Below are 17,139 nucleotides of genomic sequence, written 5' to 3'. Positions count from 1 at the left end.
GAACCGAATCAACTCTCCAGTTGAGATGTTTCGGACCTGTCATCTTCCTCGACAGCATCTATAACCTTCGCATCCGAGCGAAGGTATTTAGCGGCGCAGAACGAAATGAGGATGATCAGGAATAAGACCGGGAATCCTGCTAAGGTCGCAGTCTGTTTGACTGCGTCGATGCCCGAAATCTCTCCTCCGGTACCGGCCGTCACAGTGAGAACTGCCAAAAGGCCGATCAATCCACCCCAGAACATCTTCACCATGGCCGGGGGCTCCGGATTCTTGAGATCGTTGCCGGTTGTGGTCAATGACGACATGGTCGTGGTCAGCGAATCTGCCAGGGTGGTGAACGAAATGAAGATCGCAATCAACATGAGGGTGCCGAAGAGCAGTGACAGCGGAAGCTCGTCCAAGAATGCGAACAATGACAGCGGCACACCGCCCTCACCGTTGATGATGTCCCAAAGCTTGCCATCTCCCTTCCAATCGAAGTACATGGCCGCACCGCCGAACACCCAGAACCAGAAAGCTCCGAATGCGGCCGGCAGCAGAAGGTTGATCGTGACGAACTCACGGATCGTGCGACCATATGACACTCGAGCGATGAACATTCCGATCAAAGGGGCGTTGGCACCCCAGAGAGCCCATTCGAAGATCGGCCAATCACGGGGCCATGATTCGCCGTCCATTGGGCTGAACCACAGATGCATCTCCGCGAAGTCAGAAAGGTACTTTCCGGTGCCTTGCGTACCAATGGTCATGATGTAGGCGGTCGGACCCACTACAAGCACGAAGACCAGAAGCAAGAGGAAAAGCCGGGTGTTCTGCTCCGCGAGGAACTTGATTCCTTTTTGGAGGCCGGTGTAGCTCGACAGAATGTAGGTAATGGTGATGAGAATGGCGATGGCCGCCCACAGAGTGGGGCCATTGACGATGTCCGTATAGTGCGAAACGCCGCTGCCGATCTGCAGCACCCCTTCCCCAAGGATCGCAGACATGGCACCCGCAATGGCGAACATGCAGACATTGTCGACGACGGTTCCGAGGCCCCCAAGTGCCCGCCTTCCGAAGATGGGGTACAGCGCAGAGCTGACTGCGTAGGGCATGCCCTTGTTGTAATGTGCGTATCCGATTGCGATTCCGCAGATGACATACAAGGCATATGGGGCGACCGTCCACTGCATCGTCACGGCCGCAATCGAAAAGGTTGCTGCCTGCTCCGATCCTGACTCCAGCCCGAGCGCATTCGGCGGGTCCATGAAATGGGTCAGCGGTTCAGCCGTCCCCCAGAACAGGATTCCGGTGCCGATGCCGCTGGTCAGAGAGATCGCGAACCATTGCCATTTCGACAAAGTCGGTTTGGCCTCGTCGCCACCAATTCTTATCTTTCCGTACTTCGAAAAGCCCACATACAGACAGACGAAGATCAATACGAACACGGTCAAACTGAATAGCCAGCCGAAGTTTGTGAAGGCGAATCCCACTACTGCCGACTGTATGTTGTAGAACCATTGAGGGGCTGCGATACCCAGGACCGCGGTGGCGACCAGGAGGACCGCCATCGGGGCGAACACTCCCCACCGCAATTTCTTATTGTTCATCATTGACTCCGGTGGATTGTCCATCAATTGTGACCAATCGTCAGCACCGGGATGGCAGCAGTTCTGTACCGTCCTTGGTCACTCAGTTGCTGATGCGAACAGTGGTGCTGGAAAGGCCTCCGGCCATGCTGGCAGGTCACCATCTGGCTCACAATCCATCGACGCAGAAATATGTCCGACATGTCGGACAGGCTATAGCCGTTCTTAAAGTCCGCATAAGGTTTCGAGCCTAATACTCTCCACGCTCCTGCCGCCTTGTGTGCATGACGGAGGGACAGAAAGGCAGTTCGGTTATATTGCTGGCCTAGTGCTGTTCGATCCGGAGAAAGCCACGGACAATGCCACGTTCACACTCAACCAACGCTGGCTCCGCGCGGAATCGACGGCGTCTTCGGCAGTGGCGAACATGTGGTGGAGGACGGGCAGTCGACCGGACGCAGTGTAGGCAAGGGGATCACTGAGCCGCACTGATTGCGGGTAATGTGGAGACCCCGAGCCGATGAGGATCCATGTCGCAACCTGCAGATTTCGTGCACCCCTTCGCCGAGGTGGCGCTGAGCAACATCACCCGTGAGTACCCGTACGCTTCCCATCATCTGGCGCGGAGTTTGGCCGACATCGTGCCCGCGGTGGAGAAGCATCCGGCATTCGGGAATTCCTATGACTGGCACTCGAGCGTGCACATGCACTACCTATTGGCGTCGCTGCTGGAGACCAAGGAGGCTCAAAGAGCCAGTTGGCGCGAACGTGCGATTGAAGTTCTCTCTTCACACCTGAGCGAGGAGAATATGCTCGCCGAGGCGGCTTTCCTCCGTGAGAATCCTTCGTGGGAGCGGCCGTATGGCTGGGCGTGGGCGGTAGAGCTCAATCGGGTGGTCAATGCCAGCGAGGTTGACGAGCTGCGTGCGCTCAGCGCGAACACCCAAGTGCTCGCAGATACCGTCTTCGACCTTGTGTCCGCGTGGCTGCCCAAGGTGGCCGCGCCAGTTCGGCATGGAGTGCACTCGAATACGGCCTTCGGTCTGCGGCGGATCCTCATCGGCGCTCGGACGGCTGGCCGCGATGACGTCGTCGATGTCATCGCAGGTGCGGCGCGGCGCTTTTATGCCGAGGATGCCGCGTGGAACTTCGTACAGGAGCGCAGCGGTCACGACTTCCTGTCCCCTGGCCTATGTGAAGCCGACCTCTTGGCTGAGATCCTCACCGAGGATGAGCTCGCGTCATGGCTGCCCGAGTTCCTCTCGGAACTGTCCCCCGAATCACCAGCTCTCACTCACGTGAAGGTCCTCGACCCGACCGACGGTCAGCAGAGCCATCTTTACGGCTTGGGACTCTCGGTCGCGGCATCGGTGATGCGCTTGGCCCCGAAGTTAGAGGCGATCGCGGAAAAGTCCAGTCATGACGAGCTTCTGACCCAAGCCAAGGGCATGCTCACGCGAGTCGATTCGCTGATGGCGCCTGGCCTCGAAGCCGCAGTCTCCGATGAGTACGTGTCTTCCCACTGGATCGCGACGTTCGCATGGGAAGCGGCCTGCCTAGGCAACACCGTGCGCTCCTGAGAAGAGCCTCAAGACTACGAAGCTCAAATCCTCCCCGAATCTATTCCTCAATCATTCGACCGTGCTTACCGCATGGCCTCATACAAATAGACGCCATTTCAATCGACTGTCTCGTTGCATGTCGCAGCACCGGTCATCACCAGCGGTGCGCACAGGCCCTGCTCGAGAAGCCTGACTACGTCAATAAGCCCATTCTGTCCATGAAGCAAGCCGTGTCAGCTCCGGGTGCAAAGATAATCTAGACAAATCAGCATCAAAATTGAGAGTCGGTGAATGGAGCGAAGTGGACACATCGGTTCCCTGCTGGCTTCGCGGACACGCTACGGCCGAAAGTTATCGGAACTTCGTAATAGAAGTCTCCATCGACTCCCGAGACATTGATTCATGGGACTATCTGTGGTTCCGCTACCCCGAATTGAACGTTGAAGAAGCGATCGATCTGCATTTTTCCACAAAGTGTCATGATTGGTCAGTCGGGAGCTGGGTCAATTCGATCGCCAATTCCAGCACATCACAAGTCCCACTTGCAGTTACCCGCAAACTTCGAAGAACCTATTGGGGCCTGGCAGAAGAGTCCAGGTACCCCACATTGTTCTCCTCATTGCGAGTTGACGGTGAGTTTCTTTTGACAAGGCTGTCTAGGGCGAACTGGCAGAGAGGGGAGGTCCGTCGTACCATCTATCAATGTTTGATTGCTGAACCTTTTGGCGATAGTCAATCCGAACTTCGACTATTCCGGCACAGGCTCCGAGTGCTTGATCTGTTGGGGATATCTGCACCGCCCGACGCTGCCACATTGCTGATACGCGCTGATCGGCTTCTCTTGAATGATTCTTCTGGGCAACTGACTCCGGAAATTATCGAGTCCTTCAGACGCAGGCACCCGGGACAGATCTGCCAGTCCGTGCCCCTGACAAACAACGATTCTTGGGGCAACTGCACAGATCAACAGTCAGTTGATGCAACTGCTGCTGCCGATGTTGTTGAAACATTAGATTCCTCGCCGAGAACTACGCAGCCAGAAGAGTCGCTACCGAAGTCAGAACCGAGCTCTCACGAATCGTCGTCCAGTCTTTCTCGCGACTTGGCCGAACCAGCGTTACCTACACAGCTCACCCACGTCAGGCCATCTGCAATGGTAGTCGTCCGGCGATCGGGGATATCAGCCCTCCAGAGTTTCATTGACGAATCAAGTCACGGTCGACTGACCGTGGACGCAAAGTTCCTCGCCGCGGGTCTATCAATCCACGAGGAGTGGTACATCGCCTTCGGCTGGGGAGTAAAGGTTAGAATCGGCACCTCAACAGCTACGGTGTTGGGTGCAAAAGTTACTGTCCGCGAAAATGACCTGCTGGCCTCTTTCCGAACTTTGGACTCAGCGCCTGGAGCGTCCGAAGTGACTATAGCCCTTCGCCATTCTCAACAGTTTGAGTCCAGAACCTGGGAAGCCGCGACATCCGCATTGTTCGCCTACCTTTTCGCGCGGACTGATCGATTACGAACAACCACAGCCCGAATCGACGCGGAAGTGGCAACCATGCGGTTCAAGCGCAGTCAGTGGTCAGTTACATATCTCTGCAACGAATCAGTGTCAGTGAGTGAAGTGAAGAGAGCAGTCAAGATTCAATCCAAACAGCACAAAATGATCTCACGTAAGGCACACGACACGCGCAGCTATTTCCAAATACGACACGGAAACGTTGTGCCAGTAAGAGGCTACCGAACTGGCCGTAACAAGTAGCCGGCAGCTGAACCACTTTTGCGAATCATTAATCAAAATCCAACCAAATCGCTGGAGAACCCAAATTCCAATCGCGCATAGCTGGCTTTCCCGACACCACGACTCCAATTAGGCGATAGGCCGATGATCGCCACTTGCCTCGTCAGTGTTTACGCTCCAAGTCAATTCGAATATCGCCTGTTGGTCCGTCTTCTCCACGCACGCTCAACTAAGTCCGCTGCCACTGCAGGATCATCGTGCTCCCAAATATGAATTACGATCCAACCTGCCTGAGACATAACACGATCAACTCTTAGGTCACGGCCTTTGTTCTTTGCGATCTTTGCAGACCAATAGTCGGCGTTCGTTTTGGGCGATATGAAGTGCAGAGGACACCCGTGCCAGAAGCAACCGTCGACGAACACGACGATCTTTGCTTTGGAGAAGACTATGTCGGCGCGTGACCGAACTCCTTTGATCGGAGAGCAATCCACACGGAATCGCAACCCACGAGAGTGCAGGATCGAACGCAACGTCAGCTCAGGCTTTGTGTCCCGTCGCTTGTTCGCTTGCATCGTGCGCCGCGCGTGGTCAGATGATGCCCATGACCCGGCCATTCAATCTTCCCCTAGCTGTCGAGTGGGTCAACGCAACTCATTTATTTCGTTCCAGTGCCTCAACAGTTTGTGTATGTATTGCATCAACAACATCGCGCAAGTACTCATGGTCGTCCTCAGGCAACTGCACCACCCCGGAAGTCTGCTGAAGTCTTCGCATGAATATGTGCGAATATTCGCGTCTTACTTGCCCTGAGTAGCCTGATTCCAGGATCGCGCCAGCAACTTTCTGCGCTAGCCGCGGTCGATTGGTGACAATATGTTCGATGATCACACCGTAGTCGTCTTCTGTAAGTCTTCCATCTTCAACAATTTCTGGGCCGAAGATGATCCACCGTTTCCAGAGACGCTGAAAGACATGTCGGCGGGCTCCGCCAGTTACTCTCGCCTGAAACGACTGCGCCTTGGCTCTCGACGAGCTTCCCATAGCCATTCGCTTGGCAGCGAGATCCGGCAACAATATCAGAGTCAGGAAATCCCAAACGTGTGGATCGCCGAATTCTCCTCTTGATTTTTCTCCAGCTTGATAAAGGACCCTGCCCATTGCCATGTCAAAAAATGCAGTCGCCGACAAATTTGAACTGGTTGGGGGCATGTCCAGTGACTCAATGCATACTTGACGCAGTTCTCGTAGTGAGGCTTCTCCGATTCGGACGCCTCCGGTCGGAGGAAAGGTCCGGGGACCGTTTAGCGCGGTGTCGAAAGCGGCTTCGCTGAACTCAATGCCGCTGTCGAAGTTCTCGACGAACTTAAGCCGGATACGATTTGCCTCTTTGGCATCAACTCGAGGGTAGAGCATGTTGCTCTTCATGGTCAGTCCTTCAGAAGATTGGTTCCAGCAACGACTTCGTATTCGTGCTGCTCAGGGGTCAGCCGATACGACTTGACTGCGGCGGAAAGAGACATCTGCAGATAATGCTCTGCAGCCCGCTGTGCCGCGGCAACGACAGATTCTGGATACTCGGCGGCCACCTCTTCGACAGACTTCTGATCCGCAATGGTCGAAGACAGACGCGTAGCCGTCGCAATGAGAACTCGCACAATCGCAGCATCGAGTTCACGGACCACATGCGGATCAGGGTTGCCACTAATCAGCTTCCGCACTGGAGCAAAATCTTCATTCAGCTCTAGTCGGATCGAATGCGCGAACGGCGCTTCCAACTCATCGGCAGATACGACCAATCGCCAAGGAGCCGCAGGCATTCCTTCTTTGTCGAACGAGTAGCTCGACGTCGGAAACCCATCCAATTCAGTGTCGAGCGGCAACCTCAAGGTCGGCCCTTCAGCGATAATTCGTCTGCGGAGCCACGAGTGCGAAGAGTCCTCTCCGATAACGTGGGTACTCACAGTGAGGACTTGAGAAACGACTCTACCGTCTAACTGCAGTTCAGCCTCTGCCGTCATCGACGACTGTCCGAGCTGGAGCTGTGCGTCTATCGACGCTGAGTATGCTGTGCTCGGACAATTTACAGTCAATACCAGTCTAGGATTACGGACTGCGAGGTTGCCCAGCTGGCTGGATCCAACGCGAACTGAAATACCCACTGTGAGCTCTGCGTTAGAGTCCCAGTCGTCAGCGATTGTCGACTGCGAGACCTGGCCTCCGTTAAGTCTCAGAGTCCAGGCGGTCCAGTCGAGATCACTCGCGCCCAATCGAGGATAGGGGAACAGCCGCTGTTTACTCATGCCTCCGCCTCAGCCTTGATTGCGACTTCGAGGGCCGCTGGTGCACGAGTATGCAAGCGCAGCTGCACTTCTTCTCCCGGGGGTACAACGCAATCCGCGCCGACCTCCAATAGCTTGCCTCCGGAGCGCCATATGATTGACAGTTCGTCGTCACCAAGCCCCAGTCTTCCGTCCGACGTGATCGCGAATACCTCGGCACTTAGAGTTACTTGACGACCTTCTTTGTCTGCGGGACGCACGTCAATGACTTGGCCGCCTCCGTTTGGCAACGACATCGATCGGACGATTGTAGCTTCAGTTCCACGGCTCTTCTTGGCTCCTCCGGATTGTCGGGCTTTCCGGCGTGGTGAATCGCGGACTGTCTCATCCTCCGGGGGCAAGCCCAGCGGAACGAAACCACGAAGCCCCAACGCTACCTTTCTGACCGACTGCTCTTGCTCCTTGGGCTGAGCATGGTTCTCACTGAGAAACGCCTTCGTCTTCGCACGAATCAGGTCCAGAGCACGTCGAACCACATAGCGTGATGCTTCGCTGTCTGTGGCGTCGGGTGTCCATCTATCGTGAGTCGGTGGTTCTGACGCGGAGAAATGGTCATCGCACTGCGGGGTCGGTTTGAAAACTCCATGCCATTGGAGAACACTACTCTCAGTCTCAACTATGGGGTCGTAATTCACCACAAGTTCAGCTTCGGACCGCATCAGACAGAGAGCGTTCTTCGGCGCGGAACTCTCACTTTGAGCGTCAAGCACTGCGCTCTCGATCAGAAAGAGATGACCGATCGTATTGCCTGTCTGCTCCCCAAACAGTTCCTTCTTCTTCGATCGCATCGGACCTCGTGGGCTCAGAGTGATCGGAAAGCATTGCGAACGCACAGTGCCAATCGGGAGTGACGCCTCATAGTCATTCTTCAATTGGCCCTGCACCTGTCGGATTGAATTGAGAGCGGACGCAAAGTGCCCGTACTCAGACAGCGCTAAATCAACGACGGGCTTCTCAGCGCGATTCTCAAAGAGCTTGACGATCATTGGCCGCGACTCTTCGCCGTTCGGGACCACCTTCGGCCACGCGCTATGCGCAACAGCATCCGACACTTGTCGGATCAAAGCTTCCGCGTGCTCTTCGGTTCGAACTGGCACTCGCGCATCAAGATCATCATCGATACCGACAGTGATCACCGGGTCGAGAATGAGGATTGACGTCCCTGTTTCCGGTTCGCCCTCGTCAGTATCGCCGAAGTGGGTTCGAAATATCCGCTCGCCGATTGCCGCGGCTTCGTCTCCACGGAGCGGGACTATGTCATCGTCGTCGGGGTCGCCCCACCAGTGAGCTCCTGTGTATCTTGCATTGTCTTCTTCATATTCGTCGTGCAATGCACACGCGATGAGCCGATGCTCAGCTTCACCATTTTGTGTGAGGCATCGTGACCAATAGACGACACTATGCGCGCTCGAAATTTCGAAACTTGCGGTCTTGCCGAATCCAAATGTCCCTCCAGACCGCCCCGACGATTTTGTCGAACCGATGTCGAAGACGAAGGAGTTGAAGTTGTTCTTTTCGCCGTCTCGAGCAACCTCGGAGGCACGATAGGGCCCATTCAACCCCACAGTGCCTCGGTCGAAAATCTCGATCGCATGAACGTCCGGAGATCGAAGACAGTCTAAAAGATCAGAGAGCGAGTCGGGGAGGTCAGTGAAGACATTCTCTCGGAGAATCTGTTTCACTTCGTTATCCAGCCGGTAGACCCGAACACCGTATGCAGGGGTCCATTCCTTGTCTCGCGCATCCCATGAGTTCTGAAGAGTCTCCCGTACGAGAAGCTCCAACCTCGAAAGCGCGCTGGTGGGTCGAAGCAGCTTACCGCGCCCACCACTAGTCTGATCCCCTGCACCCCTTGGCTTTGAATATCGTTTCAGCGCAGAGAACGTCATTTTGGCCCCGCTCCTTTCGAAGCAAGTCGGGTGAAATCGAAGAAGAGATCCGAGTCCCTTAGGGACCCAAGATTCAGCGAATAGGACAGCGACGAGACTGCGTCGGCGACCTGTTCATGCAACGCTGATCGGTTCAGCACCGGGGAATGTTGGTCTATCTCCCAGAACCGCCAGGACAGCAGGCTGAATGAGAACTTGTCTGAACCGGGCATACCTTCAACATATCCCGCGTCGCGCAGCTTGCCGGTTAGAACTTGATGGTCTGCACCTAAGGCTCTGAGACGTTCAGTCGCAAGCTCAATCGAGTCAGTCCCGTGCCGTTGGATCTCGGCCACTGCTAATGTCAATGATCCGGTCTTAGGCGGTTGCAACTGACGCAGACCGTGGACCGTTACCGCGGATCGATCTTGAAACGCGGAGGTCTTCACTTCGACTCGTGCCGAGTCGCCTGTGAAGTCGTGGATATCCTGCGCAGTACGTTGCCACAATTCGATCGCCGATGAGCCGAGTTCCTCGATGGCGTCTTCGAGAAAACGAAGCTCACCGTAGATACCCGCGGCCGTAGCCTCTGACAATTCTGTCGTTGCCACGTGCAGCAAACGGCGCCAGCCTGAAGCAGCCGCGTTAACCACATCGATCACTTCAGATTCTCTACCGAGTGCCGAACGCACTTCTTCGATGAATACGAAGAAGACATCATCCAGACGCGGCTCATGGCAGACCACTTTCAATGCTCGGGTGGTGCGGCCCGACACCTCGTCGCGAATTTCAACGCTTTGGACACTGATCACCTGGCTGACCGAGTAGCTGATGTCGCGTTCACTGTCCGTCGTGAAATAGGCGGCTGCGAATTCTCCCTCTTGATAGCCAAGCCATGTACGACGCAAGCCATCCGAATCTGCGAGCAGGACTGACGCTTCACCGACGACCAGCGCCGACCCGTCACGAATCGCTGCGTGGAAGATCTCTTTCGTCGAGTTCATACGTCGCCTTTGAAATCTCGTTCGGTGTCTTCTACAAGAGGTTCATCAAGATCCTCAGCATCATCGAAGATGGGACGAACCGCGATCGTACTGCCCTTAGTCTCGAGTTCATTCCTGGAATCAAATGGTGCCACGACAGCCATGCCTACTATCGGAGGAAGACCATCCTCTACAAGAGACGGGTTTATGGCTTTCAGTGCCGAACTCATCGGCATTCTGTCTTTCGAGGTTGATTCAGAGAACCGGCTGATCGGATACAGAATGAGCAGGCCACGGCCATCGCCACCTTCTCTGTCTTTCCGCCAGTTGTACTGGGCCGCGTTGTTGAGTTGCGCAAGTGTCGCGTTTCGCGGCAACTTGTCCTGAAGGCGCAGATCGAGGATGACATCCTTGCCGGACATCAATGCACGGATATTGATCGATTCTGAGTCGTGCAGCTCTTCATCTTGCTTATTGATCGGAGAGCGCCGGATTGAACCAACCTTCGTCCCAGCAACATTTAGCCCATCGACGCCCTTCCCCTCGCTGGGCACGACTACATTCCAATGCTTCTCAGGAAGCTTCTCGCTCGACCACTTGACGGCATCGGAGAATACTGACTGATTCTTCTCATGGACTTCAAACTCCGAGAAGAATTTTTCGAGCTCTTCGATCGGGACGTCTTCAAACAAAGTCGGCACTGACAATGATCTGAAGGGTTGAAGCCGTTGCAGAAGGGCTTCCGCCGATTGTGCATTCTTCAGTGATTGCTCCGGACTTGAGAAATCAAACTCCGTGGTCTGCAGGCGGTAGCCTTCAAAATCGACTTCTGCCTCCAAGGCGTGCTTCTGTTTGGCCGAACTCGTCACTTGCAGACGACCCGGGTGCAACCGCACTCGCACGCCGATTTCCGCCGGTGTCATTCCCGCCTGCGTCATTCGAGCGATTTCACTACGCAGATCCGACTCGACAGTCGCCAAGAACCGGTAGTCCTCATCGAGTCGCGGACTAACCCAGATGCGCTGTAGGTCCTCGTACCCTCCGCGATACCCGAACCAGCGCCCCATTTGAAGCAATGTGTCGTAAGTATTGGAGGTCCGCGTGAAATATGAAACGAAAAGGCCCTCCAACGTCAATCCCCGCGACAAGGTGCTGCCGCCGATAACGATCACCGTCTGAGGCTCATGCGAATACGAAAGGCGTTCGCTGTCGTCCTCACGACCGTTGTCAACGATAGTACGCAGATAGCGCAGAACATTCGGAATCTCGTCACTGATACGAGGCCATGTCGGAGCCAGCCCGTCACCGTCGTATAGTGATGCAGCTTTGTTGATTTCGGCCTCAAACACATCTTTGAATCGCTCCACATCACCATTGAGCGACGCTTTCCGAAGTGGTTCGAGATACTCTTCCACGGCGTCGCGAGTGGCAAAGTGCGGATCCGTCCGGGGAGTCGTATGGATCAGCATCGTTGAATGCTTCTTCTGCTGTCCTCGGATACGGCGGACCGCGCATGCGACTATGAACCACCGGATCGCCTCTCCCAGCGACTTGGTGATATTCGGCTGGAACCCCTCAACAGCCTTGCCACTAGGTACGAGCTCACGAACTTCGTCTTTGGTGATCGGCCGAATCACATCCGGAGTTTCGGCGTCACGCGCTTCATCTTCGACATCGTGCAGGCCAAAGATTCTCTCCGCACCGAAGTAGTTCGCAGGAGTCGGCATGACGTGGATGAAATCCCGTGGATAGAGTTCCGGCAATGCACCCTCGGGGACATTGGGGTCCATGAATACGTTGGCAAATGGAGTGGCGGTATACCCAACGTAGGTACCATTTCGAACTTCAGCCCATATCTGCCGCATCAGGAGATTGATGGCGGTCGGTTCGTCACCGATCTTCGCAGACGCATCAGGAGTCGCCTGATCCGATTCGTCGTCGATGATGAGGAACGGTGTGTCACGTTTGGTTGCGAAGTCAAGGCTGCGAAGAAATTCCATTACCTTTTTGAGCCGGTGGCTGTTCTTCTTCACCACAGCTAGGATTTGCCCATGGTTCGCCACGATGGAACTGGCGTTGCCAGTGTGCGCATCACCAAAATCGCCTTCAGAGTCAGTGAGACGATACCAAGCTTGCCGATCTTCGAAAATGCCGAGGTCGCTATCAAGGCGGACTTGCGTCTGCCTACGCAGATTGTTGTGCACGCCTGACAAGACGAGTACGAACTTGTATCCGCTATCTAGAGCCTTTGCAATGACCGCTGAATAGTTCGCAGTCTTTCCGGACTGCACATTTCCGATCACTAGTCCGAGTCTGTTGTCTTCGTCGACTCGTGGTTCCGCCAAGGACGCGACGATTTCTTCGGTAGACCGGTCAATCGATTCAACCGCACCAGCAAGACCGCCAACCGCCATTCGACTCCGCAACTTAGCCCACACGCCGTCCTCTGGTGCTCCCGAGTACCAGCCCAATTCACGAAGATCTCTTCGTCTTGCCGTACCGACCTCTGTCAACTTCGTGCGAGTCAGAACTTTCTCTTCGTGTTCTCGCTCAATCGCCTCTAGCTCTTCATCGATCCCGGGAAACGCTTCCATCGTTACCTTCGTCTTCTTCCTCGCATCATCGCGAGACATCGTCTGAAGATACTTGTTGAATACGATTTCAATCGGCGAAGGCTCTTGGCTCATCAATGCTCCTAGGGAACGACGGATCCTGACTGCAACCGACCGCGGACGCCAGCTCAAACTGTTGGCCCCGATGCAGACATGTTTAAACCAACATTAGCGCGAACCACAGACATTGTTGTTCGGCGTACATTGCGGACTCACGACGGGCTTGAGACGTAGTTCTACCAGATAGTTCTTCTTCTGCAGGGACTTCATCGTTTGGCACAAGAACTGCAGAGGGCTTCGGAACCGAGCCCTCAAGTCAAAACACTTTGGGAAGCAGTCCGATCGACAGATCGCCGACGGTCGAGTCAGGTAGAAGTCATTTGCGATCTGCATCAAGCTGACCTCGACCTGTTTGCAACGGCCTGGGCGGAAGTACGTCAGCAATCGGCATCGGGACAGATTTGACCTCGATCAACGACAAAGATTTCTCAGTGCGCCCGACGGAACGCTATTCGCAAGCGGTACGACTTAGCGCATATCTTCCACGGTCAATTCGCTTGTTGACGCAAAGAGCTCCGCCATGCGCTCAGCGTCGATCTTGCCCTTCTGGGCAAGCCGAATCATTTCAATCCAGGCCAACATTCCGATCACAGAACCAGGGCTGTCAAGCAGGTCGGCCAACTGCCGAACCCGGTGTTTTGCACCTTTCGAAACAGAAACAGCAATGAAGACCCAGAACCTCAGCGGGCCTCCAGGCATTGCACGGTAGGTTTCCACATATTCACGCATAGCCCGCTCGTGAGACGACGGAAGCGAGTAGTCGCCACTATAGGCCTTAGTATCGACGATTCCTCGCCACTCTCCAGGCATAGTGACTACGACGTCTGGCTCACGCCCGGCTTGTCCGACGCACTCCGCATCCAGCTTGAAAACCCGCCGAAAGAGCTCGGCGGTAGCCTGTTCGAACTTCCGGGGAGCATCTTTGGCCGAGGAGTGAGGCAGCGACTGGTAGCTGTATAGAAAATTATCCAGTGTCCGATCTGTCCCGAGCACCTTTTTAGCAGCTTTCTCAACCTCAGAGTGACCAAATCCGGTCTCATCGACGAGCCGCGTGACAATGTCCGAAGTCGCACCGTCGACAAGCAGTTCCTGCTCTGACATTCTGGTTAATTTCGTAGTCACCTGACGGCGCACAAACTCGCCACGTGTGATGCCCTTAGCGCCGCTCAGATTTCTTGTGTCCTTCGACTTTCCCGGAGGGAGTCCATACGACCGCTGGAACCTGTCCTCATCCTCGGGGTTGGGAATTAGTTTGGCTCGCCCATATTCTTCAACCAATTTGGCAGCTTCATCCCCACCACTCGGGGCTAGCTCGACCTCGCCCGACCTACGGTCAATCACGCCCGTAACCTCAAGCCAATTGAATACCGTGTTTGCGATGTCACCGAACCGATCCACAAGCTTTTCGAAGGTATCGCCCCGTTTGCCGAATCTCTCTACAAACTCGATCTCGTTGATTTCTGTCGAACGATACTTCTTAACCTCCGCCGCTACTCGATCAGCGTCGGCTTCGGTGTCGCCGGTGCCGTTCAAGATCACCACTCTCGCGACTTCATCATTCGTAAGATAGCCGCCTAGTTCAGGGTGAAGAAGAAGACGGAGCAACAGTACAAATGGTCGAAGTTTGAAAGCTGGTGAAATATCAACACCGCGCGACACCGAGTAAACAGATGGGTACTGGAACTTCATCACCTGATGTTTGAGGACCGCGGACGGATTTCCGCCCTCAGCTAAGGCAGTGCCAGCTAGAGTCAGCTCAAGTCTTCCGGTTTCGTCTGAGTTGAACGCCAGGCCGAGGCTACGCACCAGTGCCGCGTGCGTCCGTCCTCCTGAACCAGTTCGGTCCCTTCGCGCACCGCGGCGTTTGATTTCTTCTCGCTCCAGGATCTCTTCGAAAACTAGGTGGCTCTCACGATTTCCACCCCACCCCGACTCACCAGCCGCTTCATTCAGGGCGGAAACAGTCAGAGGCAGACGGTAGAGTTTCCGCTGCGGCCGCGAGAGCATCCAATAATCTTTGGTCGCCATACTCGAACCCTACCGCGAACAGCTGCTCCCGCTCAGTTCGAAATGTACTTCATCAAGGACGGTTCAACATAGGGGTACTCGATTCCAGCAAAGCTGTTGAGGATAGCTTCGAAGATCACCTTCGCGCCCTTAGGCGGCACAGCCATACCGATCTGTTTGCGCACCGACTCCTTATTTCCCTTGAACACGAAGGAATCGGGGAACGTTTGGAGGCGCGCACGCTCACGATTTGTGAGAGCCCGGGGCTCTGACCAATGGTAGATGTGGGTGCCGCCTCCGCCCGACCCGGTGACAGTGTAGGCAGGCTTATCCGAGCTCAGCCGACGATAGATCGACGAAAGCTTGGTCCGCGTATTGATTCTTAGGTGTTCGGGCATGTCGGCAACCCAGGCATTGCCTCCTGCCGGGATGTGGTTGAGTCGTTCAATCACTCTCGGCGACTGGCGAGTCATTTCCTGATTGGCGGCCCAATCCGGGATACCGGCAAGTGCTGTGCTGGCAGATACGTCTGAATCGGCAAATACCTCGGGGCTGGGTACTTTGTACTCAACATCAATGTCTTTGCGGATTCCGACCACGATCATGCGATGCCGAGCCTGAGGCACCCCGTACTCTTCGAACTTGTAGTAGTGCGGGTAGACCCGGTAGCCAGCATCGATCATGTCTCGGAAGATCTTGCGAAGCGTGGCTCCACCATCAGCACGAATTCCACCCACGTTTTCAGCCAAGAACCAGTCCGGCTGGAACCGTTTAAGCGCCTGGACTCCGTATGTGTATAGCGGACCGAACTCACCTTCGAATCCTTTCCGCTCTCCAACGAGGCTGAAATCGTTGCAGGGAAAGCCGAATGAGAGACCGTCGATATCCCCGAGCTTCGCAAGCTCTTCGTAATCCAGCTTTCGAATATCCGCGTGAACGACCGACCTTGACTCTTCATCTCCGACAATGTTCGATGCGTAGGTTCGGCAGGTATCTTCGTCATAATCGGTGGCCCATTGATGAACGATCTTGCCGTGCTCATTTGAGGCCAGATGTGCGCCCACACCAAGCCCTCCCGGGCCTGAAAACAGCTCGCCCATCCTGAACGTCTTCACGGAGGCGTCTTGCGGATGCGTCGCCATGCTATCTTCCATCTGCATCGTCATCTCGAACGCCCTTCTTCCTGCCTTAGACCATGTTGTAGCGCCACCGCGGATGCACTTCACGAAGTGCTCATACACTCCGCACTGCACTGTTCAACACAGGATCATCTTAGCTGTGTTGTGTCTTGCGCGCAGCTCAGCTTCTTATACCTGCGAGCTTATGACTCGGCACTGACATGGGCAGGCACGGCTTTTGCGGAGTATCTGGACACCGTTTCTAGGATATACATTCGGTCGGACCGTTCTGCGTCAAGGTTTGGTGAGAGCCTCTACTCCACATCTGAGAAGCCGCTTCTGGCGCAGTGACAGTTCCCAACATTGTCTCAACGAGATTTCGAACTCATCGGTGGGCTTCGATCCAGTCAGCAAGATGCTTTGAACAATAGGTGTCGAAGTGACCTTTCAATGACGAGCCGTGTGTCGACCGAATAACATGCAACTCAGCCGCATCGTAAATGGTGCCGGCTCCACAGGAAGTACAAGGCGCCGCCGGTCGGTCATCCACTTGGCTGAATTCAATCGGAACGTCGAACTCTGCGTTCTCTCTGATTGCGATCTTTTCGGCAGGGATCACTGGCCGACGAGTAGTTCTTCGTTCCACATACCATGCCTTGCCTATCTGATCGCGAAGAGAACTGTAATCAACAGACGATATGGATTCTCGCTCCAGCCACCGCAGGTCAACGCTGGCAAAGCTATACGCTGCCAATCGGTGTCGTGGAACTACGTAGAACTTCCACTGAATTATGTCCAGAGGATCGAAAGCCTCCGGGTCCATCTGACCGTTAAGACACATCACATAAACGTCGGCGTTGTAGTCGGCCCGGAATGAATATTCGCCGGTTTCTTCGTTAAGAACTCTCCCTTTCAACCCTGAGAACGAAGGTTTGGAAAGTTGTCGCTGTCTCCATGACTGCAGGTATGCCGAGCTTTTCACTTCGATTCGAACCGAGTCAGTCGAATTCGGGTGCCAGAGCAGATCGAACGGATCCCATTCCACCCGATTTGATTCGATGCCGAGCGCCCTGCCTACTAGAAACTCAGCCAGGTATCCCCTTGTATTGTTCATCTGGAGATCTTGCATGGCGAATCTCCAGAAGTCCGACACAGTTGCACCGCCCACCCCTGCGAAGGCTTCATCGCCCGTCAACCGTGGCCGTGTTGTCGGGTCGGGTCGAATAATCCATCCTGCAGAGTCGCGAGGAATACCATCAGATAGATCCACCATGGCAC

At 55.0% G+C, this 17,139-nt stretch carries 11 protein-coding genes; 1 reads left to right on the top strand and 10 read right to left on the bottom strand.

Going from position 1 to position 17,139, the window contains the following annotated elements; all coding sequences use genetic code 11:
* Positions 1 to 8 precede the first annotated feature (8 nt).
* The gene (locus QYM46_RS01490; RefSeq protein WP_432790474.1) at positions 9 to 1,595 is read right to left on the bottom strand and encodes a BCCT family transporter; all 1,587 of its coding nucleotides are present in this window, start codon (positions 1,593 to 1,595) and stop codon (positions 9 to 11) included.
* A 506-nt stretch (positions 1,596 to 2,101) separates the two neighbouring features.
* On the opposite strand from QYM46_RS01490, the gene QYM46_RS01485 reads away from it, so the two are divergent.
* A complete protein-coding gene (locus QYM46_RS01485; RefSeq protein ID WP_432790473.1) occupies positions 2,102 to 3,151 on the top strand; it encodes a DUF2891 family protein in 1,050 nt (349 codons plus the stop codon).
* Positions 3,152 to 5,053: 1,902 nt separating this feature from the next.
* On the opposite strand, the gene QYM46_RS01480 is transcribed toward QYM46_RS01485, so the two are convergent.
* The 9 genes from QYM46_RS01480 to QYM46_RS01440 all read right to left on the bottom strand — a co-directional run bounded on the left by QYM46_RS01480 (position 5,054) and on the right by QYM46_RS01440 (position 17,134).
* Positions 5,054 to 5,446 (bottom strand): very short patch repair endonuclease, encoded by a 393-nt coding sequence (locus QYM46_RS01480; protein WP_432790472.1) that lies wholly within the window; start codon positions 5,444 to 5,446, stop codon positions 5,054 to 5,056.
* A gap of 79 nt (positions 5,447 to 5,525) precedes the next feature.
* A complete protein-coding gene (locus QYM46_RS01475) occupies positions 5,526 to 6,299 on the bottom strand; it encodes a hypothetical protein (RefSeq protein ID WP_432790471.1) in 774 nt (257 codons plus the stop codon).
* Between the two features lie 2 nt (positions 6,300 to 6,301).
* Entirely contained in the window at positions 6,302 to 6,760 is a 459-nt protein-coding gene (locus tag QYM46_RS01470; RefSeq protein ID WP_432790469.1) for a hypothetical protein, read from the bottom strand.
* A 410-nt stretch (positions 6,761 to 7,170) separates the two neighbouring features.
* On the bottom strand, positions 7,171 to 8,895 hold the full coding sequence (locus QYM46_RS01465; protein WP_432790467.1) for a hypothetical protein: 1,725 nt from the start codon (positions 8,893 to 8,895) through the stop codon (positions 7,171 to 7,173).
* Between the two features lie 203 nt (positions 8,896 to 9,098).
* Positions 9,099 to 10,085 (bottom strand): PD-(D/E)XK motif protein, encoded by a 987-nt coding sequence (locus QYM46_RS01460; protein WP_432790465.1) that lies wholly within the window; start codon positions 10,083 to 10,085, stop codon positions 9,099 to 9,101.
* Positions 10,082 to 12,751 (bottom strand): Z1 domain-containing protein, encoded by a 2,670-nt coding sequence (locus QYM46_RS01455; RefSeq protein WP_432790464.1) that lies wholly within the window; start codon positions 12,749 to 12,751, stop codon positions 10,082 to 10,084. The genes QYM46_RS01460 and QYM46_RS01455 overlap by 4 nt, the downstream gene beginning before the upstream one ends.
* A 453-nt stretch (positions 12,752 to 13,204) precedes the next feature.
* Positions 13,205 to 14,764, bottom strand: coding sequence for a restriction endonuclease FokI C-terminal domain-containing protein (locus QYM46_RS01450; protein WP_432790463.1), 1,560 nt, complete (start codon positions 14,762 to 14,764; stop codon positions 13,205 to 13,207).
* Between the two features lie 32 nt (positions 14,765 to 14,796).
* Positions 14,797 to 15,909, bottom strand: coding sequence for a DNA cytosine methyltransferase (locus tag QYM46_RS01445; RefSeq protein ID WP_432790462.1), 1,113 nt, complete (start codon positions 15,907 to 15,909; stop codon positions 14,797 to 14,799).
* A gap of 337 nt (positions 15,910 to 16,246) precedes the next feature.
* Complete coding sequence (locus QYM46_RS01440) at positions 16,247 to 17,134, bottom strand: hypothetical protein (protein WP_432790461.1); 888 nt, start codon at positions 17,132 to 17,134, stop codon at positions 16,247 to 16,249.
* Between the last annotated feature and the right edge of the window lie 5 nt (positions 17,135 to 17,139).

This window comes from Brevibacterium sp. K11IcPPYGO002 (assembly GCF_050920635.1).
Lineage (GTDB): Bacteria > Actinomycetota > Actinomycetes > Actinomycetales > Brevibacteriaceae > Brevibacterium.
The sequence above is the reverse complement of the archived record's forward strand: the minus strand, read 5'-3'. Positions and strand labels throughout refer to the sequence as shown.

Excerpts from the sequence above, each read along its gene's own strand:
- QYM46_RS01490 (WP_432790474.1), bottom strand. The coding sequence starts at position 1,595 with ATGATGAACAATAAGAAATTGCGGTGGGGAGTGTTCGCCCCGATGGCG.
- QYM46_RS01485 (WP_432790473.1), top strand. The coding sequence starts at position 2,102 with ATGTCGCAACCTGCAGATTTCGTGCACCCCTTCGCCGAGGTGGCGCTG.
- QYM46_RS01480 (WP_432790472.1), bottom strand. The coding sequence starts at position 5,446 with ATGCAAGCGAACAAGCGACGGGACACAAAGCCTGAGCTGACGTTGCGT.
- QYM46_RS01475 (WP_432790471.1), bottom strand. The coding sequence starts at position 6,299 with ATGAAGAGCAACATGCTCTACCCTCGAGTTGATGCCAAAGAGGCAAAT.
- QYM46_RS01460 (WP_432790465.1), bottom strand. The coding sequence starts at position 10,085 with ATGAACTCGACGAAAGAGATCTTCCACGCAGCGATTCGTGACGGGTCG.
- QYM46_RS01455 (WP_432790464.1), bottom strand. The coding sequence starts at position 12,751 with ATGAGCCAAGAGCCTTCGCCGATTGAAATCGTATTCAACAAGTATCTT.
- QYM46_RS01450 (WP_432790463.1), bottom strand. The coding sequence starts at position 14,764 with ATGGCGACCAAAGATTATTGGATGCTCTCGCGGCCGCAGCGGAAACTC.
- QYM46_RS01445 (WP_432790462.1), bottom strand. The coding sequence starts at position 15,909 with ATGACGATGCAGATGGAAGATAGCATGGCGACGCATCCGCAAGACGCC.
- QYM46_RS01440 (WP_432790461.1), bottom strand. The coding sequence starts at position 17,134 with ATGGTGGATCTATCTGATGGTATTCCTCGCGACTCTGCAGGATGGATT.